Here is a 23137-nt window from a genome sequence, read left to right as displayed (position 1 = left end):
GCATGGGCTAAAAAATCTAAGTGTTCTGGCTTTCATCCGCTACGCATTTAATGTTCATCACGGCGTTCATTCTTTCCCCTTTAGCAAGGTTGACTAGTCCCGGTTTCTGGGGAAGATTGAACGCATCAACGGGGTGGCTTACCGGTTCTAAACAGAAAAACTCAGCTGCACTGTCTGGAGAATAGAGAATCAAGTAAGACAGTAATTCTGTTCCTTTAACGTGAATAGTGAGGTTGTCTTTAGGCTGGGTAATTGACGCCGTCCTCGCCCATTTGAAGTAGGCGTTATTTATCCAATCATTGGGTAAGCACCTTGGGGAAGCAAAGCTCCAACTAGGATTATCAAATACACAAAGAAGTGTAGTGGGCAAGTGCTGATGATCCTCTAGCCACACGTCTTGCGAGTCGAATTGAACTTGTGTGTCTTTATGGCGGTAAAACCAAGGGTGAAAACCCAATCCGAAGGGCAACGTAATGTCACTGGTATTGGTCACCGTCAGTTCGCAATGAAGCGTATTGCCTTCCAATGTATATTCAAGTTCTGCGTTATATCTAAATGGTGGGCACAGTGCGTCAAGTAACTGATACGTAATGTGCGAATCCGATTTTTCTTTTATCGTCCATTGGGATTGCCACGCGTTACCATGAATCGGGAACGCCTCGGCATCAACGTTTCTTTTTACGCTATGGCGAACACCATTGTGGCTAAAACCGCCTGTCGAAATTCGATTGGAGAATGGTGCGAGTACATACATTCCTGTGGGGTTGATTTTTCCACTTTGTGATTGATTGGAATAAAGAAAGGGAACCCACTTGTCGTTCACTTTTGCAAGCGCCTGCGCAATCGCGGCACCTTTATTTCCTAAAAAACCTAATTTCAGACATTCGTTTTCCAAGTACTCCATTAAGACCATCCACCGTCTATGCCAATATTTTGCCCAGTCATCATACTCGCACAGTCGGAACACAAAGAAGCGACCAAATGTGCGACAGATTCCGGATGGGTGCGTGTTTTGTTGCTTATCTGGATATTTAGATTTTGTCATTTCGACCATTGGTATCGCTTACGACAAATAAAAAAGGCTCTCTTACTGCGATCTCACCGCTGCTATGTTTCTAAACATCTGTACCAATATGGAATAGTTTTGTTATTTTAGTCAGTAACTTAGAACGAGCAACGAAAAGCTGAGGTTTGAATTGTATATAAAAGAAGCATCTGAGTTATCAGGAGCCACTCAGAGAGCGATCAGGCTTTATGAATCGTTAGGTTTACTGAAGGTTTCTCGTTCAGGAAAGTACCGCGTTTATACTGAAACTAACGTCAATCTTATAAAAATGATCAAAGAGGCGCAGACTCTGGGCATCAAGCTATCAGAAATTGTCGACCTGAAAGATGACAAAGACAGTTTTGATTGGCAAACCGTCAGAGATTTCTTGATTGATAAACAGAAAGACATTGAGCTTCAAATCCAACTGCTTGAAGAGCAAAGAGATCGACTTGTGCAATATCGTGAATCTATCACTATTTGTATTGAGGGGGTTGACTCTCACCTATAGGGAAGACTTTAGACTGTACTTTCTTAACGTAAGGAATTTATATAATGAAAAAAGTACTGGTCATAAATGCAAACCCAAAAATAGAGAGTTTCTGTGCTTCTATAGCCGAAAACTATGCGGAAACCGCTGCACTAGAGCATGAGGTTAAACAAGTTCACGTCAGTAAGATGAACTTTGATATGAACGTGGAATATGGGTATGACCAAACGCCTTGCTTAGAACCCGATTTGCAGCAGTTTCAAGAGCTCGTTCTTTGGTCAGATCATATTGTTATTGTTACACCTGTCTGATGGGGATCTTTACCTGCAAAGTTTAAGGGGGTCATAGACAGAGTGTTTCTACCTAATTTTGCATTTCGATATGTAAAAGGTAAGTCTTTCCCTGAAAAGCTCTTATCGGGTCGTAGCTCGGAGCTAGTAGTTACATTAGACACGCCGCCATTTTGGTATAAGTACGTTAAAGGCAATTTGATTTATAAACATGTAAAAAAGGCAATTTTAGATTTTTCAGGAATTAAAAATCGCTCTGTAACCTATTTTGGACCCGTTATCGGTTCTAATTCTGAAACAAGGCAATCTTGGCTAGAAAAAACGTCAAAGCTAGCAAGTCGATTAAAGTAACCTATTGTTCAAGTTTCGATGAAATAAGGTGTGCAGTACACGCCTAACTAGCTATCAAACGATATCACTGTGTCGCATTTTTTAAGCTTTTTCAAAATCGAGTTCTTAATAATATTCCGTTAACTCTCTATTCCGGTTAGAGTTTTTATCCGGTGACCAACGTGTTGTCTGCCGCGTAAACTAAGCGTTATATTTATCAAAGGAAGGGTTATGAAAGCACTATTAAGCATATTTTTATTCGCGGTCTCATTTCAGGCTTTTGCAATCGAAAATTGGACTGGTGAGGTAAAGTGGGTAAATGTCGATGAAAACGGTAGTGCCTATATTTTTATCGATAATCCTAGAAGTGGACCAAAATCAAATTTTACATGTGGTAATCATAATATTGTTTACCTTGGCACAGAAAATCGCCCTGCAAATTCAGCTTTTTTATCTCAAGCCTTAATGGTCTATACGACGGGGAATACGATAAGGTTTGGTGTTAGGGGGAATGGTGACTCGTGCGAGGCTACTTATATCTCAGCAAGATAAGACATAACAATCGAACAAGGAAATATACCTGTTCGCTCTCGGTAAAAATATTTCCCAATTCTGTAAATAAAATATGTAATTTAGGTGGTTCAATGTTTAAAAAATTATTGTGTGCTTCTTTGTTTGTTCTGTCAGCCAGTTCATTTGCTCAAGGGTAGACTGAGCCACTAACTGTTGAGTCGGTTTTTACTGAAGGTAAAACAGACCTCATTGTTATTCAGACAAGCGGTGGCTCTGTTTATACGAATTCATGCGTAGCGAACAAATGGATGTTTAAGTCAGATACGGACGCTCGCAGAGGAAGGGCCTATAGTACTGCTATGTCAGCATTAGTCAGCGGAAATAAAATTAAACTCTGGTATACAGATTCCTGTGAAAGCTGGTCGTATCATGGTGCAACATCAATCATGCTTATAAAGTAGAAACAACGTTTAAAGAGACACTCATTAAGGCAAAGGTTGAAGAAACTACTCTTTAGCCTTTTTGTCTGTTTAGCTATCACTCTCATTTTTTATTGAGGGATTATTTCGCAAAACAACGCTTGACCTGTTCCTCTATGATGCCTACCATATCTCCATTATTTGAATCCCGTTGTTCACTTCTCTCCATACTTCGCCTTTTCAGGGCATTTAAATTTTCTCTTGAATCCATCAAAAAGAGAAAATGCTAATGAGCCATTCAACACAAAACGCAAATCCACTTTTCACTTCAAAAATCCACTATCCAGTCGACTTTGATAGTCACTGTGAATCAAATGTATCGTACGGCTTAGATCCTTCGCTAGTTATGGATATTTATTACCCTAAGTCGATGAAAAGCCGTGTTCCAGTCGTCATTTTTGTTACTGGGTACCCAGATTTTGGCTTTGAACAAATGACGGGAATGAAGCTCAAAGATGTACAGCAATATATATCTTGGGCGCAGCTCTTTGCTAGTTCGGGGATTGTGGCAATCACTTACTCGAATGTTAATCCTGAAAAAGACATTTTCACCTTGCTCGAGTTTCTGGACGACAACGCCGCCGCTCTTGGTATCGATCCAAACAAAGTCTCTATTTGGTCTTGCTCTGGAAATGTGCCCAATGCGTTATCTGTTCTTACTGAAAAAACACAAGTCAAATGTGCGGCTTTCTTATATGGCTATACGATAGATGAGGGTGGCGCACAAGCCGTTGATGATGCCTCGAAGTCATTTGGATTTGTTAATCCAGTCAATGTGGGATTATTAGCTAATCTGCCACCAATCTTGGTTGTAAGAGCAGGGAAAGACGAAATGCCAGGGTTAAACGATTCAATTGATTCATTTGCGTCGCAATGCTTGAAACACAATAAGCCTTTAAGTTTACTTAACTTGCCCAACTCTAATCACGCATTCGATGTTGTTGATAACCAAGTCTGCACAAAGCAAGCAATACACACGATATTGGGATTCTTTAAAGAACACCTTATTTGCTGATCTCGCTATTTCTGGTCCAATAGCCGCTGAGAGTTTCCTCCTGCAGTTGTTGGGTCATTTTAGTAGCCTTGTATTACCCAATTATATAAATAAGTGTCTTAGTAGAAGTAGCGCAAAGTGCGTTAAGCTAAACTCACTCACTTTGATTGGAGCAAGGTCTTGGTGAAATAGTGGAAGATTATCGTGGTCGAATACCCCAATTTGATCTCAATCTTAAGTGATAATGATAATCTTTACTATTAAGTCTTTTAATCAAAATTTATAACTTGTATATTCAACGGGATGTATTTTGACGTATTGATTCGGAAATCCCTATTATGAGCCCCCTCAAGCAATTATTTATATTAAACGCGGTTTGCATGACTGCAATGATGTCCATCATTCCAGTGATTGGTCCTATCATTCGAGAAGTAGGTTTGCTGGAATGGCATGGTGGGCTGGTGGTGGCAATGTCGGGCATTACTTGGCTACTCAGTGCAAAAAAATGGGGCTCCATCAGTGACAAGAAAGGACGAAAGCCTGTGTTGCTGATTGCCACTTTTGGCTACGCCATCTCATTTATATTGATGACGGTATGGTTGGATTTATCACTGCAAGCGACGTTTAACACGTTTGTAATCCTTATGGGCATGATAGTCGCTCGCGCATTGGTTGGCTTATTTTTGGCGGCTATTACACCTGTTAGTTCGGCGTTCGTTGCGGATATCACTACTGCTGAAGAGCGACAAAGCGCAATGGCAAGCATTGGGGCGGCAAGTGCTATAGGTTTGGTTGCGGGGCCTGCGCTGGGAGGGTGGTTGTCACAGTATTCCCTTATACTGCCTTTGTATGTATTGGCGGCATTACCAATTATTGCGTGGGTGTTTATTAAGCTTCTACTACCAGAAACGAAAGCACGTGTCGCACCTTCAGAGAGCACCATCAGCTTTTTTGATGCCCGCTTACGCTTCCCTGCGTTAGCCATGTTCTTTTGCATGTTCGCCGTTATTACCGCCCAAATCATCATTGGCTTTTTCGTCTTAGATCGTATCCGCGAAACAGCGGAAGAAACGGCGCAACTTTCAGGTATTGTTTTAACCATTACTGGGGTCACACTGGTTATTACTCAAGGCTTTTTAGCCAAAAGTAAGAGTGACTTGCTGCTTAAAAGCTGCATGATCGGTCCCTTAGCTGCGCTCGCTGGTTTGTGCATTTCATCGTTCGCCCAGTCGGCTGTTGTTTTGATTCTGGGTTATGTATTTATGGCGGTAGGGATAGGGCTTCTGTTTCCGGCGATACAAGCGATCACTGCTAACTCAGTTGGTGAGGATGAACAAGGTGCAGCAGCGGGAACCATCTCTGCTGCCCAAGGGCTATCTTCTATTGTGGTACCGATTGTTGCAACGGTCCTATACCAAACTAATCAAAGCTTGCCATTTTGGTTTGCAGCGTCCCTTATGGTGGTGTTGTTTTTACTTGTACTCTCCAATCAAACCAAATTCAACTCTCAGCAATATCAACCCGAATAGTTGTTTAAACGAATAGCCTAGGTAAGACAAGGCTGAAGAGTAACAAAAGGCTAAAGATAGGATTCTTTAGCCTTTTTTGGTTTTCTTTGCTCTTATTTATTTTATTCTTCTTATAACATTTAATTTTGAAACGATGTTTTAAAAATGTGAGCGAGCTGCATTTTTCTTTCCCTAATCTCAAGTACTATTCGATTTATCAAAAACACCGCCACTTGATGCTGTGTAAAGTGAAAGATAAGAGAGTAGTAACTTCATGACTGACAACGTTATTTTGCCGGAGCTGCCTGCAACGCTTGATGAGCAGCGCGTGTTGAATCATCTACCTGTTGTGGTAGAAGCCATCAAACGAAACATCCCAAAGATTGGTGAGCGAAACCCTAAAATTGGTACTGAAGAAAACCAATGGCAGTATTGCGATCAATTTGATTGGGTGTCCTCTTTCTGGACGGGTGAACTTTGGCTTTGCTACCAGATGACGGCGCAAGAGCAGTTTAAAAACAGCGCCAAGCTGCGTAAGTCTTACTTTGCCGACATGTTGCTTGACCCGTTTTGGCTGGATCATGATTTAGGTTTCCAGTACAGCTTAAGTTGCGTAGCAGATTACAATCTAACAGGTGATGAAGAATCCAAAATGATGGCGATTCGCGCTGCAGACCATTTGATTCATCGTTTTAGAAAGATTGGCGGCTACATCGTTGCGTGGAATGACACTCACCCATTAGGGCCTGAAATCACGCAAGGTAAGTCGATTATCGATTCATTGCAGAATACAGCATTGTTGTTCTGGGCTTCTAAGGTGACAGGGTCACCCGTGTATGCGAAGGCGGCGAAGCGTCACAGTGAGACCTTGGCTAAATACATTGTTCGTGACGATTACTCTACTTATCACTCTTACAATTTCCACCCTGTGACTCAGGAGCCTATCAAAGGTGAGACCTTCCAAGGTTATGCCGACGAGTCATGTTGGGCTCGTGGTCAATCTTGGGCGATTCATGGGTTTGCACAAACCTACTTGTACACGGGCGAAACGCACTTCTTAGAGTTGGCGAAAAAGCTGGCGAAATACGCAGTAGAGCATATTACCCCTGATGGTGTTCCTGTGTGGGATTACTCCTTACCTGCGGATGAAATTCAATATAAAGACAGTTCTGCTGGTGCCATTACGGCGGCTGGTTTACTGCTAATTGCGCAGTGTATTGAAGATGAGGAAGAAGCCAAACCATATCGAGATTGGGGAATGTATATGCTTCAAGGCTTGATGGATAGCTGCGATTTAACTGCAGACCATAACGCGCTTGGTTTGCTCGCTCACGGCGCTTCATTTGTAAAGGTCGGGCTGTGCGACAACATGCTTCCTTATGGTGACTACTATTACTTAGAAGCCTTGATGCGCGCGAATGGATACCAGAAGTTCTTCTGGTAGCAGTTCCTTTGATAGCTGTTCTTTTGGTAACAGCTCTTTTGGTAACAACTCTTTTGGAAACACAGTCTAAATCGGGCGATACCCGCCCGTTTATAAGCGGTTTTCTATAGGGCTCTGATTGAGCCCACATCCAGATTTGATCCGATAGTTTTTTTGGAGCCTATGATGACAACACATGCCTCTCGTAAAGGTCATATGACCCTGCCTGTTGAAACAGGTCAGGAAGACGTAGTTTTGGATTTATTTCAGCGCTGGCAGGCCGATGCCCTTCGAGATAGCGATGGCACAACGATGCCAGATTCTTTAGCGCAGCAAGACAGCGATATATATTCCGTGAATTGCTTGGTGCGAGCGGATCAAGAGTTTGCTAACCAGCACCCAGAATACCTTCATCGTAAGTATTTGATGTCGTTTCCAGTTACTGCAATGTCTGAGGATATTGTTATCCAGCCGTTGGATGGGTACAGCAAAGACAAATACGAGCTTGATGACGACAGCGATCCAAAAACATGGTGGGAAGTGCGAAACCGCACAACGAATGAAGTCGTCAGTCCTGAACTTTGGGTATTTGATACGGCGAAACAGCAAGTCGTTGTCAGTAACGCTACCCTCTACCATGAATACGCCGTTACCTTTATGGCTCGCCAAGTTTGGGACAGCGTTTCCATGTATAACGCACTGACCAACGACTGGAAAGGCCCGAGGATTAAAAGCCTTGACCCATATCACCCAGAATGTCGAGCGCACTTGATCAAGCATTTTGCTCATTGGCTTGAGACACATCCGAATACCTCTGTGGTGCGCTTCACGACGTTTGCTTTCTTGTTTGTTATCGATACCGGTGAAAAAAATCAGGATATTTATCGAGACTGGACGGGTTACGGCGAAACCGTAAGCCCAAGAGCTTTACAGGACTTTGAAGAACGCTTTGGCTACGCGCTAACACCGGAAGATTTTGTTGATGCTGGCTACTACAACGGGACGTATAAAGTGCCTTCAAAGCGTTACCAAGACTGGATGACTTTCGTGCAGGATTTTGTTGTGGATTTTGCTGGTGAACTGGTAGAAATGGCGCATAAGGCTGGTAAAAAAACAGCCATGTTTCAAGGGGATCACTGGATAGGTACAGAACCGTTCCTAGCGAGTTATCAAAAAATTGGCTTGGATATCAATATCGGTGCAGTTGAAGATGGTGTCGCCTTGCGTAGGTTAACCGATTCATCGGGGGACCAAGTTCGCGAAGCTCGTTTTTACCCCTATTTCTTCCCCGATGTATTCCGTGAAGGAAACGATCCGGTTATTGAGTCGATGTCTAACTGGACGAAGATTCGTCGAGCCATGTTGCAAAAACCGCTAGACAGAATTGGCTATGGTGGATACTTGTCGCTTGCGAATAAATTCCCGCACTTTATCGATCATGTAACAGAGGTTTCGGCGCAGTTTGGGGAATACCTAGAACACACACAACGAACCGAATCACAAAAAATCCCGGGTAAAATTGCCGTACTCAGCGCATGGGGTAAAACGCGCAGTTGGCTGCAAAACCAAGCGAGAGACCAGCGTTTCTATGTTCCACCGCGCCCAGATGTGATGGAATTTGTAGGCAATAATCTACTTGAGTGTTTGTCTGGTCTGCCATTTGAAGTGGAATTCATCAGTTTTGATGATATAGCAGACAAAGGCATCTCTAGTGACATCAAAGTCATCATCAACACAGGTGATGCGAACTCAGCATGGAGTGGAGGAGAGCACTGGGACAAGCCCGAAGTGCTGGTGGCATTGCGTAAATTTGTCGCACAAGGTGGCGGGCTATTGGGTGTATGCGATCCTTCTGCCTATCAAAAAAATGGTCGATACTTCCAGTTGGGTGACGTGTTTGGGTTGGAAAAGGAAACGGCACTTACAATGGGGCGTGTTGCCATGCCTGTTCAAGTAAACCGAGAACACTACTTGTTCAAGCAGCTAAACGGCAGTATAGATTTTGGTAACCCAAGCTATGTGTACCCTCAGGCAGATGATATTGATGTAATTTCCGCGCAAGGGCAGCATTTGGCGTTAACGGCACGCGAGTATGGGCAAGGGCGCGCGGTGTACCTTGGTAATCTGCCGTTTTCGATGGATAACGCTCGATTACTCCAGCATGTTCTGGTCTGGCTAGGGCAGCATGAAAACGATGAGCATGCGTGGTTGTCTTCGCATCCAGATGTTGACTGTGCTTACTTCCCTGAAACTGGTAAAGCGACCGCCGTTAACTTCAGCAACGAAGCTCAGTCTTTAGAAGTGCTAGACCATCAGGGCAACATTAGGTTAATTCAACTTAAGCCCTATGAGTGGCGTTGGTTTTCTTAATTTATCAATCATCTAAGATCGCCTTTTCAAGCAAGCTCAATTCTGAGCTTGCTTACATTTTCTTCCTAAAAATCGCTGATTATTTTGTCTCATAGGCGAGATGAGTTACATCACAAAATGTAACCTAATCAAGATAGAAATTCCATTTTTTATATTTTGAAATGGTGTTCCTTTATTGTGTTTGATAGTGTCTCGATTGAACTCAAGCCAGCAGTATTGGCATGAGATAACAATATATAACTTCATAAAATTAAATCGAAACAAGTTGGCTTCTTAGGCTGTTTTCCTTTTGGGAATTCAGCACCAATGTACCCTACAAATCAGGAAGCACTAATGATAAATACACTCGCCTCCAAGTACATAAAACACATTTGTATCGTGCCTGTTTTACTGGCTAGTCAGTTGGCATTTGCGAATGATATTTCCACCTTAAAGCAGCGTGTCGCCCCCGATTATGCTGATCAGGAATCTGCGTCTGCTATTAGCAAAGGTGAAACACTATCGGGTTTGGTTCAACAATACATATCAACCCAAAACAGCGATGGTAGCTGGCCCGATATCGATTACAGCATAATGGCAACGGAAGAAAAACCGATTCGCCAGCATTTAGATCGACTAAAAGCAGTGGCAGCAGCGCACTATTTGAATGTCAATCCACAAGCATTTCAAGCCGTCATTAATGGTTTAAACCATTGGTATGCCATTAACCCAGTTAATGACAATTGGTGGTGGAACGATATTGGTAAGCAACTCCGCTTAGGACCAATTGCCATGATGCTTGGTGAGCAGCTGCCTACCAATCTGACTACGAAGATCGCACAGGACATGCCATCCAGCCCGAGCAAAACAGGTGCTAACCGAACCGACCTTTCCAAAGGTGTGATTTGGGGCGGGTTGCTAAATGGCGACACCGCACAAGTAGGAAGAGGGCTAGATGGTATTGAAGAAACCATTGTGGTTACCAGTGAAGAGGGCATTCAAGCCGATTTCTCTTTCCAGCAGCACGGTCCGCAGCTATACACTCGCGGGTATGGAGAAGTGTTCTTTGGTACGGCGTCTTTTTGGGCTTACCAAGTTCGTGACCTCTCTTGGAAATTCTCGGCTCAAAGCCATGAACTATTAGCCAACTATTTTCTAGAAGGAGTGCGTTGGACTAACAGTAAAGGCACGCTTGATTACAACGCTATGGGACGTGGAATTGCGCGGAAAATGACGCCGAACATGTCCAAGTTAATTAAACAAACCGACTATATTGCCGCGCTAGATCCACAGCGTGCCAGTGAAGCAAATGCGTTTAAACAACACATTCAAGGTGGAAGTTCCGGGTTAAACGGTTTCAAATCATTCTGGCGTTCAGACTATTCGACGAAAGTGGGTCCTGAGCATTTCATTGGCATTAAGATGAACTCCGCCCGAATAGAGCCTACCGAAGCGGGCAATGGTGAAAACTTGCTGGGTTATTGGCTCGGTTTTGGTAGCACATTCATTATGCAAACGGGCGATGAATACCACAATATTTTCCCTGTTTGGAACTGGGCGCTTGTACCCGGAGTAACAGCACCAAATATTGCGCCTAAACCTAAAGATTGGGGGCAAATTGAACAGCAAACTACGTTTGTTGGCGGTGTTTCTAATGGGAAATATGGTGTCACTGTAATGGATATGAATATCCAGAACACCCAAGCCAAAAAAGCGTGGTTTAGCTTTAACGATGAGCTAGTTGCGCTTGGGGCAGGGATTTCTTCTACTCATGAAGAATACGTGAGCACGACAGTTAACCAAACTCGCTTAAGAGGCCCCGTTACTGTCGATGGTCAAACCTACACAAAAGGCAGTCGTAAGCTGGTGGAATCGGGCTGGGTACACCACGACAATGTAGGCTATATCTTCCCAGATCGTTGGTACGGTCACATGGACAATGAGACCAAGACGGGTAACTGGCGAACCATTAATACGGGAGGAGAAGACAAAGTTGTGACTGATGATGTATTCATGTTGCGCGTTGGGCACAGTTGGCAGCCTACCAATGCGACCTATCAATACATTGTCTCTCCGAATAAGACTGTTTCTCAGACCGAGCAATACGCATCAGCCATTCCGGTTGCAGTATTGAGTAATACTTCCTCGATCCAAGCAGTTCGTCATAACGGGTTAAACGTAACTGGAATTGTTTTCCACAATGCAGGTTCGTTGGAACTGACGAATGGCTCGACAGTCACGGTGACAAAACCAAGTGTTGTGCTGGTTGATCAGTCGGGTCCTGTTGAAAAAATCACGCTATCTACACCGGGAACCAGTACTGGAGTAGGTATTACATTCAATAATGGGACATCTTCTAAATCGACCACCGTGTACACGTTTGGAAATGCAAATCAGCTTGGACAGAGTGTAAATGTGGATTTTAATGCCCCTGTCATTGTTCGACCAGCGACGGTCAATGTAAGTGCAGATGCGTTTGTTCGAGACGGAATGTACGCTGGTAACAGCTATGGTGCAAACAGTTACCTCACCGTTAAAAAGGATGGATTGAGCTACAGCCGTAAAGCTGTGTTTAAGTTTGATTTGTCTGCACAAGACATTTCACCTTCGTCCAAAGCGACATTGCGACTTCACGTGAAAAATGTGAACACAGACGCTAACCGCACCCTTACGATATCTCGCTTAGCGAACAGTCAGTGGCAAGAAAGCAATGTAACGTGGTCTAATTTACCTTCAGAAGCAAAAATTGGTTCACAAATTCAACTGCAACCCGCAGACAAAAACTCGTGGATTGAAGTGGATGTGTCTGATTTGCTCCAAAGCACGTCGCTGAGCTTGTCGGTTGAAAACAAAGGTAACGCCAGTGGTAAATCGGATGTCGCTTTTTCTAGCCGAGAAAGTGGGCTAGGGGCGCAGCTTGTTATCACACCGTAAGTGGCGGCTATTATCTACTACAGTCTAGAGTAGGCAACAACACTTCTAGAATGAATACAACGGCTCCTTAAATGGAGCCGTTTTCTGTGCTATCAGTAATCTTTGACTACAATGTTTACATCTTCAACGATTTTGTAGCCGCTATGGATAGACGAATTCAACAATCACTTTATGAGCAATTTCAGGTAACTGAACTGGAAGTAAATTTGCGTAAGAGATTGTTTGAGTTATCTGATCTCGAACTTGAAAGGCTTCATACCTATCGCAGGAAAATAGAGCCTCATGTTCACGACTTAATTGGTGAGTTTTACGATCTCTTGGTTCGAGACGAATATGTCCCCCGTTTAATTGGCGACAGTGAAACTTTTAACCGACTTAAAACCGGGTTACACCGATACATCCTCGACTTGTTCTCGGGCTTTTATGATTCTGAGTACGTTAACAACCGGCTTCGAATTGGTCTCGTCCATAAGCGCATTGGGGTTGAACCCAAGTATTTTCTATCCGCAGAACGTTTTTTGATTCGATGTATATCCAACAAGTTAGAAACAATCATAGAAAACGCAAACGAACGACAATCAACGATTAACTGCGTCAGTAAACTCATTGCATTCGATACGTCATGGATTCTAGATACTTACATAGGTGGGCTAATGGATGAAATGCAAGATATTAAGGCAAAAACAGATACTTATGTGAAGTCTCTAGAAGCGAAAGTGGAGAGTTTGACGGCACTCGCGAACAGGGACCCGTTAACTGAGCTGTACAATTCTCGAGCATTCCGAGATTCATTAAGAAAAGCATTGTTGCTGTCGAAGCAAAATCGTATGTCGGTTTCTGTCGTGTACTTAGATGTTGATGACTTCAAAGGAATTAATGACGATCATGGACATCAAGAAGGGGATAGAGTGTTAAAGCACATTGGCTTCTTACTGTCAGAACTTCCGTCTGAATCTGACATTGCTTGTCGCCAAGGAGGAGATGAGTTTTGTTTGGCAATGATCAATTGCCGAGCTTCTAAAGCGGTGAAGTTTGTCGAAAGCTTGATCGAACAGTTTAAAAAGGAATTCCCCAAATACTCTCTAAGTATTGGTATCGCCCAACATGGCGAAGATGGAGATACTGACGTCGATGCGTTAATTCATAATGCAGATAAAAAAATGTACATGGCTAAAAAAGCGGCAGGCTTTAAGGTTTGTGCGTAAAACGCGATTTCACGAACTCATATACTGTTTTGAAAATTGAATTACTCAATTTGTTTCAACTAAAAAGCCCTTTAGCATAAATCTAAAGGGCTTTTGATTATTTCAGACCATAAACAAGTATTAGTTTACGGCTGCTTGTGTTTTCAATTACTTCACTTCGACAGAGCGACCAACACGACCATTTGTTGCAACGGTACGAACTTTAACGCCCGCAGTTACAGAAGGTTGGTTAGATGCATCGTAGTCAGCCCAAGTTGTGCCATCCACAGAGTACTGGATAGTTACACCAGGGAAGCTTGAGTTAGCAACCAATTTACCTGCTTCGATTTTCGCACCTGGTACAGGTAGACGGTAGTAGACGCCAGCCTGGTCAAGTTTCGCAAGTTCTTTGTAGCCTAATGCGTTTGCAAACGTTTCCCACTCAGCATCACGTGTTGCTGTATCAACGTGAGAAGTACCTACAAATCCATCAACGTTAGACTTGAACGTGGTAGAAGCATTGTAATCCAATTCCCAATCAGCTTTAGACCATGCGCGCTCAGCCATTGCAAGAACACGTGGGAATGCCATGTAATCTTGTTGACGTGCTGTACGGATTGTTTCAGACCATAGGTGACCTTGAATACCTTTGAAGCTTCTGTTTAGTGCAACACCGCCAGCAGCGTACTCCATTGGAGCGCCCATACGGTCGAGCATAGTTTCAGAGTTTGCAGGTAGGTTTTCAGGCATGAATCCAAACACTTCACGAGTATCAGTTTCACGAGAACCCCAGTAGTATCCTGGCTCCGCAGGGTCAACTTCGTATGGGAAGTCGAAGTAAGTGGAATCTGGAGATGAAACAACAACGTCGTAACCCGTGTTAGCGATAGTGTGTGTTTCGTCTGCGCCACCCCAGAACAATGTGCTCCATGCGTAAGCCGACGTTCCTTCACCTGCCAATGTGTGCGGGTTGATGTATTCGCCGTGCTTCAATCCATCGTTCCATGCAGCCAGAGTTAGGCTGTATTTCTCTAGGATCCAGCTAATACGTTGGATGAAGTAAGGACCAAGGTCATCAACGTTATTGATACCGTTCCACTCAACTGCAAACATCTCTTTACATAGAGGAGACTCTACCCAAGCGCCTGCTGTTTCATCTGCACCGATATGGTAATCAGTAAGAGGCTGACCAGCATCACGGTGTTGGTTAACGATCTCGCCAATCACTTTATCCATGAACTTGAAGCTAGACTCCATACATGGGTTGATAGTGTTGTTTGTGTAGTTTTGAACAGAGAAGTACTTAGTTGTGTCATCTGGGTCAGTTAGCAAGTACTCTTCAGCCTTCACCAAATCGCCTTGTGCTGCGTAAGTCTTGTAACGTGCTTCCATTGCAACAACTGCTGCTTTGGAGTGACCAGGCATATCCATAGATGGGATGACTTGGATATTACGAGCGTGTGCGTACGCTACGATTTCTGCATAATCCGCTACAGAGTAGTATTGCTTTTCTGCAGCTTGATCAGGACCAGAACCTAACTGAGGAAGAAGACAAGTTGTTTCGTCTAAATCGTGACAACGTTTTGCACCAATGTCTGTTAGCTCAGGAAGCCCAGGGATTTCCAAACGCCAGCCTTCATCATCTGCTAGATGGAAGTGGAATTTGTTCATCTTGTATGCGGCCATTTGGTCTAGGAACTTAAGAACCTGCTCTTTAGTTTGGAAGTTACGAGAAACATCCATGTGCATGCCGCGGTAGTCGAAGCGAGGTGCATCGTAATCTACTGTTACTTTTGGAAGTTCAGTACTGCCAACAGTGACTAGTGAAGCCAGTGATTGAAGACCGTTGAATACACCGTAGTTATCACGACCAACAATGGTTACGCCGCTAGCGTCAACTTGCAGTGTGTAAGCACCTTTCGTTTCACGACCGACAAATGCTTCGTGACCAGCGTTGCTGATTAACTTAACTTCCACACCAGCGTTGGTTGTTACACCGAGTTGAGAAAGACGAGCGTTCACTGCTTCAACTTGGTCAGCACGAACTGCGTTGTTAACCACTTTTAGGTTAAGACCAGCAGCAATATCGATAGAACCAGTTTGAATGGTTAATTCAACAGGCGTAGGAATAATGGAAGCAGAAACCGCAGATTGACCTAGATCGGCAACGTCTGAGTTTTTATCAAAACGAGATTGAGTTGTTGCAACGTTAGTTTGGTCGCCAGCGAAACGACGCCATTGATCTGTATCTGCAGGGTTGTTGCTAATTGGCGTTAAGAAACCAGAGAGATCTTCGAAGCCAGTATCCGCTTCTTTAACGGCTGTGTTTTTAATTAAAACACCTTCCAAACCTTCAGAAGAAATATAGTAGTTTGGCATGAAGTCGCTATTTACGATCTGCCAGTACTCTGCATCATATTCAACAGTTACAGATTCGCCAGGTTGCAAGCCTTTAAATTTTGCAGTTGGAGAAACGCGATGCAAATCACCATCTATATGGGTAATAGTAAATAAATCTCCACGCGTATCTAATACGCGGTGAATACTTGATAAATACATATCCCAATCTGTATTTACAGCATTGGTACTTGTGTTTGTGATCGTTACTTCAGCACGGTAGCAAAGTCCCCAAGGACATTCTGCTTTCGAGTCTGCAGGTTGGTTAACCACAAGCGAAGTGGATACATTCAGAGAATCAGCGGTGGCTTGAAGACCTTGTTGTGTTTGAGCGTAAACGCCAGAACTAGCAAGGGCTAGAGCCATGGTCAAAGCAGTTACTTTAAAGTTCAAAACTCAATCCTTTATGTTTTCATACGTGTTGAAACAATGTCAGGCTACTACTTAATCCTGTTACCAGAATAAACCTGATAATATTGATGAGCTTGTCATTGCAAACCCATTCCTACTTCCTATTTAGTGAAATTATCAAGAGACTTTCAATCGTTTAATTCGCGAAGCGAAATAAAAATATTAAAAATATGGTGTACAGCAAATAAAGGAATGAAATTTGTAATTGATATTAATGACATTAAAGTATTAAATTGATTTATAACAATTTTCGCTTGGTATTGATATTAATGTTTATAATATTTTATGTTTATAAAATAAACACTTTTATCAAAGTTTCCACATCAAAAGATTAGAGGGTAATTGTTGAGTTTTACATTTTAATTATTGGTTTCCGTTGTTTGAATAATATTACCGAATGCATGATTCTATAAGGAAAAATCTGACTGAATCTCACAAATTCGTATGACAATTATTATGATAGTTGTTTCATTTGATGAATTAGCTCGCAAACTATAAAAACACTTCTTTCTTATGACATCGAATGCAAATGTTACTTCTACGCTTATTTTCGAATTATTTGAAAGAAGGAAATTCAATGAAACGTTTAATAGGGTCTTTAACGTTAGCACTTTCATTCTCATCGGTAGCCTTGGCCGCTGCGCCGCCGATTATCACGTGGGAACCAGGTAAGACAACGGTAACGAATGGCGATGTCGTCATTCATAACAACGTTTGTTATGAAGCGAAAAACAGCCCTGGCGCATGGGATTCCCCGGGAACCAGTGCTTGGTTTTGGACAGAAGTACCTTGTGATGGCAAACCACCTGTTGATCCAATTGATCCGCCGAAACCTGATCCAAATGGGAAAACTGTGATTCCAGACGGCAAAGGTGGTTACCTGATGCCACGCTCTGAATTACTGGCACGCGAAAACAGTTTAACAAGCACTCCACTGTTTGAATTGGTTCGTGCTGATATCCAAACGTTGGACAACGCATCTGTTGAAGCGGTATCGCCACTTCTTTCAACAAACCCAGAAAACGTACAAAGAGTTGAATCAGTAGTGAATGAAGCGATGTGGGACTTTTTATTCCCAATTCGTAATGAAAAGTACACTTACGTCAATTTCTTAAAAGGCATAGCCAAATTCCCAGCATTCTGCCGAACGTATACCGACGGCAGAAATTCAGACGAAATCTGTAAGCGTTCACTCGCTACTATGTTTGCGCACTTTGTTCAGGAAACAGGGGCGCACGCTCCTGGTTGGGATGGTGCGAAAGGTAACCCTGAGTGGCGTCAAGGTTTGTACTTCCTGCGTGAGCGTTACAAATCGGAAGACGTTTACAATGGTACCTACAATGCTTGTACGGGTTGGCCGGGTGAACGTTGGCCATGTGCACCACAAAAAAGCTACTTTGGACGTGGCGCGAAACAGCTAAGTTGGAACTACAACTATGGTCCGTTCTCTGAAGCCATGTTTGGCGATAAAGATGTACTGCTTAAAAATCCTGCGTTAGTAGCTGATACCTGGTTGAACTTGGCTTCTGCGGTGTTCTTTTATGTGTACCCACAGCCGCCAAAACCTAGCATGTTGCATGTTATAGATGGTACTTGGCAGCCAAATGCAGCAGACAAAGCACAGGGTATTGAACACGGTTTTGGTTCTACCATTCAAATAATTAACGGTGCATACGAATGCGGCAAAGGCACAACAACACCTCAAGCTGCGAACCGTATCAAGTACTACAAGCAAATCACAGCGACGCTAGGTTTAGACATTACAGGTGAAAAACTGGATTGTGCAGACATGAAAGCGTTTAACACCGATGGCGCAGGTGCGATGTTGATTTACTGGGACAAAGACTGGGGTTGGGATGCCAATACTCCGGGGAATCATAGCTTCAGCTGTAAGCTAGTCGGCTACCAAACTGCATACAGTGCGTGGTTTAGTGGTGATTACGAAAACTGTGTTGAAAAACACTTCAACGTAAGAGCGACAGACGCGAATGGGCAAGTGATTCCAGACGGTCAATAATCAAGCCTATATGTTATAAACACAAAGTTGGGGTAGGGATAATTTTTCCTACTCCAACATTTCTTTTATTAAGAACACAATATTTTCTTCATTCTACAATTATTAGACCAGTCTTTTATTAACCTCCTTTAAATTACCCTCCATTTAAACAAACCCTCCTATATGTTCAATTCATATATTTAATATCTACCTTTTATTTTCAACCTAAGATTACGCTAAGTCGTTTTTCTGAGTTAAATCTATAAGAGTAAAAAGTTAACATTCCAAATATAAACGGTATTAACAAACTGTTAAAAATATTAATTACTGAAGTGTCTTGATGGTTTTTTGTTCTGTGTCATTTTTCTTTCCATGGTTTCGTCAATATTTTGTCAGAGTTAGGCTATTATTTATGTAAGGTGTTTTTTCGTTTTAACTTGTTGAATTAAAGTGATTTGATTGAAATTCAACCAGGTTTTGTAAGTGTATATTGTTGGTTCTTACATATAAAAATGTGAAGTGCGTTGAATAAATCTGCTGTGTCAATAAAATGAACACCAATTACCCAAATCATCAATAACTTCTTATTGATGTTCATTAATAAGGATAAACAACATGCTTACTAAACTATTTGTTAACGCACAACTTACACTAGAAAACTTCAAAAAAGACGAGCGCGGTGTAACAGCGATTGAATACGCAATTATTGCAGTTGCGATGAGTGGAATTGTATTCGCAGTATTTGGCGACGATAACGCTGGATTACAAAAAGCAATGAAGGCTGCTATGGGGAAAATTACTACTTTCCTGACGCCTACGCCATAAATTGAAAGTTATTATTTTATAGCAATTTTATATTGTGTGGTGCGGTAATTTAGATACCGCATCTTCTAGTAATTTTGAGAAGGTTTGCTATTTGAAAAACAAAATTATCATTGCATTCGCGTTTCTCTTTATTCTGTTTGGTCTTTATGGTTTAGCAGGAAGCTTGAGTCAAAACGACGAAACGACCGAAGTCGCCAAGGTCGAAGAAGCAAAAGTGAAAACGTGGGTGCTCAAGTCTTCGGTAAGCAAAGGTGATTTTGTTAAGCAGGACCTCCTTAAAATCCGCTACATCCCTGAATCAGAAGCACTCGAATATGGGGTGTCTGAAGATGTGGAATTAGGCCATGTGATTGGGTCGGTTTTCCGCTCTTCCATGCCAGCCAATCAAATGTTGTATAACGCCGACATCATTAATCCAGAAGATGATGGTTATATCCACTATGTCATTGCGGCGAATCGCGTGCCTTATGCGATTGAAGTGTCGCCTTCCGACGTAATTGGCGGAGTGATCTCACATGGAAGCATGATTGATGTGGTTGCTTTGTCACTTCCAGACAGTGAATTGGCATCGAACAACTCGCTTCGCAGAACCATGTCCATAACTCCGGTGTTAATTGGGGTTAAGGCATTACAAATCAAAAAGCCGATTTCTACTCAATCTGACGACGTGGACAACTCCGATATACAAAAAGTCAGCGTTATCTTAGAGCTAACACGCAAGCAGGTTGCCAAACTGACGGTTGCCAAAAGAATTTCAGAACTTGAAGTGCATAAATCTATCGGGCAATACGCACCAGAAGATCTTCAAGCCGATGCGGGTGACGTACTCGCAGATTTTCGCTCTATCACCGAATTCCGCGCTGGCGAATCTGCCATTAAATAAGGGAATACCTCAATGCTTTTAATGCTTAAGCGCTACGCGCTTATCTTTGTGGCTTTGCTTGCCTCATTTCCCGGACAAGCTGCCCGTATCTGGAACCTCGCTGAAGGTGAAGCCAGAAGCTTATCTACTGAACAAGAAATCACATCAGTCTTCATTTCAAACCCTAAAGTAGCGGATTATCAAGTTATTGATAAACACAAGGTAGTGGTATTTGGTAAATCCCTTGGCTCGAGCTCTTTGCTTGTATTTGATGAAACGGGCAAAACCATTGCTAGCCGTAACTTAGTCGTCAACAAAAGCTTGGTGCACATTCAGCAACAAGTTCAGCTTAAATACCCTCACGCGGAAGTCACCATTTATAACCTAGGCAAACAAGTCGTGCTTAGTGGTGTGGTAGCGACCGAGCAAGAAAAAGACGAGATCAACATACTGGTTGGCGAGTTGATGGGCAAAAAATCCGAAGACTACCAGCTAGAGTGGGACTTAGGTGATAACCAATACGAAATGGAGTTTATGAAGCGCCGTCATTTTGAGGGCATCGTAAACAACATTGAAGTCGCCTCAACTAAGCAGGTCAACGTTAAGCTTTCCATTGCCGAAGTATCGCACTCGTTTTTAGAAAAGTTTGGTGTTGAATACGGCAGCCTAGGGCATACCGCGGGCAACTTTGCCGACATGATCAAGAATTTCAGTGCGGATGACATCGTTTCTATCATCAGCGCCAGTGGTGATGACACCGTCGGGCAGATTCTAGCGGAACCCAACCTTTCTGTTATTTCAGGTGAAAGCGCCAGCTTCCTAGTCGGTGGTGAGTTGCCTATCGTTTTGGTGCGTGATGGCACAACCGAAGTTCGCTTTAAAGAATTCGGTATCCGTTTGGAGCTGATGGCCAAAGTACTGCGTGATGAGAAAATCAAATTGTCCCTTATGCCGGAAGTGAGCTCTCTCGATACCCAATATTCAAACGACAAATACAACCTGCCAGCACTAAAAACACGTCGCGCAAGAACGACGGTAGAGCTTGGCGACGGTCAAAGTTTTGTATTAGGTGGCTTATTAAGCACAGAAGACATTGAATCGCTGAGAAAAATCCCTTATATCGGCGACATTCCTGTGTTGGGTTCGCTGTTTAGAAAATCTGACACCAAGCGCAATAAAACCGAGCTGATCATTGTGGCGACTGTGAATTTAGTGAAGCCGATTCACCCATCTCAAGTTCAGCTTCCAACCATGAAGAAATCCAGCACCTTATCTCGCTTCTTTGCGTTAGACAAAGAGTACCAAAAGGCGAGCGAAACATGGGCAAATGAAATTCTGGCTACCGGAGGCTTTAAGCAATGAGAAATCTAGGATTAGTTGCAACAATCTTTCTTTTTTTAAGCGGTTGTGCCGACAAAGCAATTGAACGCTCAGGCTCCGATATTCATGTTGTTCCAGTAACGTACTCTATTGCGCTGAACATTGAAAAAAACAAGAGAAAAAGTGCGCAAAAGAAGCTGGATGAATTTGTAAAAGAGCATTGGGACGTCATTGTTAACCAAACCGTTGAGCTCAGCTGGCGAACGCGTGAAGGCAAAAAGTGGGCGCAAAAAACGCAAGCCCAGCTTCAAAAGCAAGGTGTATCGCCAGAGCAAATCCGCATAATTCAAACCGATGCAGGTTTTGGCGAGCGTTTTGATTTTGAATTCAAAACGGTGGTCTATAGAGCGCAAGTGGAAAGTTGTGATTACGAGCAAGTCGGTTCTTATGGTGGAGTGAAGTATGGTTGCTTTGCCGAAAATGCGCGCTGGCAGTCGATGGAAAACCCAGAAAAAATGTTGACCAATTCGCCACAAAAAAACGGTGAGGGTCAGTAATGTTTGACTTAGTTGATCTGCTTAAAACAGATAAGGCACCCGTCGAGCAGGAAGAAAAAATCACCTCTGTGCTCTTCCATCAAACCCAAGAATGCAAAAATTTGGTGGAAGAAGCGTACCGCTTTGAAGGGATCAGCGCGCCAGCAGTGTTGGAAAATACCGACGCTGAAATACGCAAGCACATTCGTGAATCGACCATCGAAATCGTCATTGTAGAGCTTAATATCAGCGACAATGTGACGGAAGATATGCGCCAGATCAGTCACTTATTACCTAACCATGCGTCGGTTATCGTAATAGGCAGTGAAGACGCGATATCAACCATTCGACACCTCAAAGACATGGGGTTCTATTACCTGTTTTGGCCGGTGACTAAACCGGAATTGATCGACTTTGTTCGTAACGTTAATGACAACCGTCATCGAAATAGTGGTTTAGGTAAAAACAGAAGCGCCAAGAAAGTCGCCGTTGTTGGGGGAAAAGGTGGGGTAGGTGCATCCTTACTTTCTGTCGAAATGGCCTATGAACTGACCACCAAAAAAGACAGCAACTGTGTCTTGGTTGATCACAGTTTCTTTGGCGGCAATCTCGATATTTTATTGGGGATGAAACGTTTTAAAAAGCGTTCCATTTCATTGGGTGCATTGAGCGCAAACCTTGATGCATCGTACGCTCATAGCATGACCACAACAGTCAACCCAATGTTGTCGTTGTTGTCTGTGGATTCGGATGAGCTGAACGAAACCCAGCTAAAAGAGTACACGCGAACGTTGTCGGATCAGCTTTCAGATCAAAACAATTTCATCATTGAGGATTTATCGCGCTCGTCGTTCAGTAAAGCCGATATGGATTACATGGCAAGTGAGTGCGATATCGTTGTTTTGGTGATAGAACCGACCGTTTCGTGCCTAAGAGCGATGGCGTCGTTGGTTGCGAAAATGGAAACGTTGAACTCCACTGCGCGTTTTATCACCGTTCTCAATTACACCATGCCTGAAAAAGCGTCCACCGTTAGCCGGCAAGATGTGGTGAAGTTCCTTAAACAACCCATTGATGTGGAATTCCCTTATGAACCGAAAGCGGGCGAATTGATCCTTGATGGCAAGCGACTGTGTGACAGCAAGCTGGGAATCAGTGGGAGCATTCACAAGCTAACGTCGTTGATGTTGGGTGAATCCGTAGTGTCGCAAAAGAGCAGCATATTTAAACGCCTAGTGAAGAGAGCGTGAT

17 protein-coding genes and 1 pseudogene are annotated in these 23137 nt (G+C 43.1%); 15 read left to right on the top strand and 3 right to left on the bottom strand.

Annotated features, from left to right (window positions below; translation table 11 throughout):
• Positions 1-16: 16 nt before the first annotated feature.
• Both CW749_RS28350 and CW749_RS28140 read right to left on the bottom strand, forming a co-directional pair.
• Positions 17-904, bottom strand: a complete 888-nt coding sequence (locus CW749_RS28350) for an aldose 1-epimerase (protein ID WP_343232517.1) — start codon at positions 902-904, stop codon at positions 17-19.
• A complete protein-coding gene (locus CW749_RS28140; protein ID WP_237322309.1) occupies positions 904-969 on the bottom strand; it encodes a hypothetical protein in 66 nt (21 codons plus the stop codon). The genes CW749_RS28350 and CW749_RS28140 overlap by 1 nt, the downstream gene beginning before the upstream one ends.
• A gap of 227 nt (positions 970-1196) precedes the next feature.
• On the opposite strand from CW749_RS28140, the gene CW749_RS00390 reads away from it, so the two are divergent.
• The 9 genes and pseudogenes from CW749_RS00390 to CW749_RS00350 all read left to right on the top strand — a co-directional run bounded on the left by CW749_RS00390 (position 1197) and on the right by CW749_RS00350 (position 13560).
• Entirely contained in the window at positions 1197-1556 is a 360-nt protein-coding gene (locus CW749_RS00390; RefSeq protein ID WP_237322264.1) for a MerR family transcriptional regulator, read from the top strand.
• A gap of 44 nt (positions 1557-1600) precedes the next feature.
• Positions 1601-2176: pseudogene (locus tag CW749_RS00385) on the top strand (NAD(P)H-dependent oxidoreductase).
• 210 nt (positions 2177-2386) lie between these two features.
• The gene (locus CW749_RS00380; protein WP_101109901.1) at positions 2387-2707 is read left to right on the top strand and encodes a hypothetical protein; all 321 of its coding nucleotides are present in this window, start codon (positions 2387-2389) and stop codon (positions 2705-2707) included.
• Between the two features lie 669 nt (positions 2708-3376).
• The gene (locus CW749_RS00375; protein WP_101109900.1) at positions 3377-4162 is read left to right on the top strand and encodes an alpha/beta hydrolase; all 786 of its coding nucleotides are present in this window, start codon (positions 3377-3379) and stop codon (positions 4160-4162) included.
• Positions 4163-4479: 317 nt separating this feature from the next.
• Complete coding sequence (locus tag CW749_RS00370) at positions 4480-5670, top strand: MFS transporter (RefSeq protein WP_101109899.1); 1191 nt, start codon at positions 4480-4482, stop codon at positions 5668-5670.
• A 253-nt stretch (positions 5671-5923) separates the two neighbouring features.
• Entirely contained in the window at positions 5924-7093 is a 1170-nt protein-coding gene (locus CW749_RS00365) for a glycoside hydrolase family 88 protein (protein ID WP_101109898.1), read from the top strand.
• A gap of 165 nt (positions 7094-7258) precedes the next feature.
• Positions 7259-9442, top strand: a complete 2184-nt coding sequence (gene gnpA, locus CW749_RS00360; RefSeq protein ID WP_101109897.1) for a 1,3-beta-galactosyl-N-acetylhexosamine phosphorylase — start codon at positions 7259-7261, stop codon at positions 9440-9442.
• Between the two features lie 333 nt (positions 9443-9775).
• Positions 9776-12355 (top strand): polysaccharide lyase family 8 super-sandwich domain-containing protein, encoded by a 2580-nt coding sequence (locus CW749_RS00355; protein WP_101109896.1) that lies wholly within the window; start codon positions 9776-9778, stop codon positions 12353-12355.
• Between the two features lie 86 nt (positions 12356-12441).
• Complete coding sequence (locus CW749_RS00350) at positions 12442-13560, top strand: GGDEF domain-containing protein (protein ID WP_180958289.1); 1119 nt, start codon at positions 12442-12444, stop codon at positions 13558-13560.
• 147 nt (positions 13561-13707) lie between these two features.
• On the opposite strand, the gene CW749_RS00345 is transcribed toward CW749_RS00350, so the two are convergent.
• The gene (locus tag CW749_RS00345) at positions 13708-16329 is read right to left on the bottom strand and encodes a beta-N-acetylhexosaminidase (protein WP_101109894.1); all 2622 of its coding nucleotides are present in this window, start codon (positions 16327-16329) and stop codon (positions 13708-13710) included.
• Between the two features lie 595 nt (positions 16330-16924).
• Here CW749_RS00345 and CW749_RS00340 point away from each other — a divergent pair.
• From CW749_RS00340 to CW749_RS00315, 6 genes are all read left to right on the top strand, one after another.
• Positions 16925-18364, top strand: coding sequence for a glycoside hydrolase family 19 protein (locus tag CW749_RS00340; protein ID WP_101109893.1), 1440 nt, complete (start codon positions 16925-16927; stop codon positions 18362-18364).
• Between the two features lie 594 nt (positions 18365-18958).
• Positions 18959-19168, top strand: coding sequence for a Flp family type IVb pilin (locus CW749_RS00335; RefSeq protein ID WP_101109892.1), 210 nt, complete (start codon positions 18959-18961; stop codon positions 19166-19168).
• Between the two features lie 91 nt (positions 19169-19259).
• Positions 19260-20051, top strand: coding sequence for a Flp pilus assembly protein CpaB (gene cpaB, locus CW749_RS00330; RefSeq protein ID WP_101109891.1), 792 nt, complete (start codon positions 19260-19262; stop codon positions 20049-20051).
• A 12-nt stretch (positions 20052-20063) separates the two neighbouring features.
• Positions 20064-21392 (top strand): pilus assembly protein N-terminal domain-containing protein, encoded by a 1329-nt coding sequence (locus tag CW749_RS00325; RefSeq protein ID WP_101109890.1) that lies wholly within the window; start codon positions 20064-20066, stop codon positions 21390-21392.
• Positions 21389-21907: a hypothetical protein gene (locus CW749_RS00320; RefSeq protein WP_101109889.1), complete on the top strand. Its 519-nt coding sequence runs from the start codon at positions 21389-21391 to the stop codon at positions 21905-21907. The genes CW749_RS00325 and CW749_RS00320 overlap by 4 nt, the downstream gene beginning before the upstream one ends.
• The gene (locus tag CW749_RS00315; RefSeq protein WP_004409257.1) at positions 21907-23136 is read left to right on the top strand and encodes a P-loop NTPase; all 1230 of its coding nucleotides are present in this window, start codon (positions 21907-21909) and stop codon (positions 23134-23136) included. The genes CW749_RS00320 and CW749_RS00315 overlap by 1 nt, the downstream gene beginning before the upstream one ends.
• The last annotated feature ends 1 nt before the right edge of the window (position 23137 follow it).

Origin of the sequence: Vibrio sp. vnigr-6D03 (genome assembly GCF_002835515.1) — a bacterium.
GTDB classification, from domain to species: domain Bacteria; phylum Pseudomonadota; class Gammaproteobacteria; order Enterobacterales; family Vibrionaceae; genus Vibrio; species Vibrio penaeicida.
Note: the sequence above shows the minus strand (reverse complement) of the source record. Positions and strands in the feature narration are given on the sequence as shown.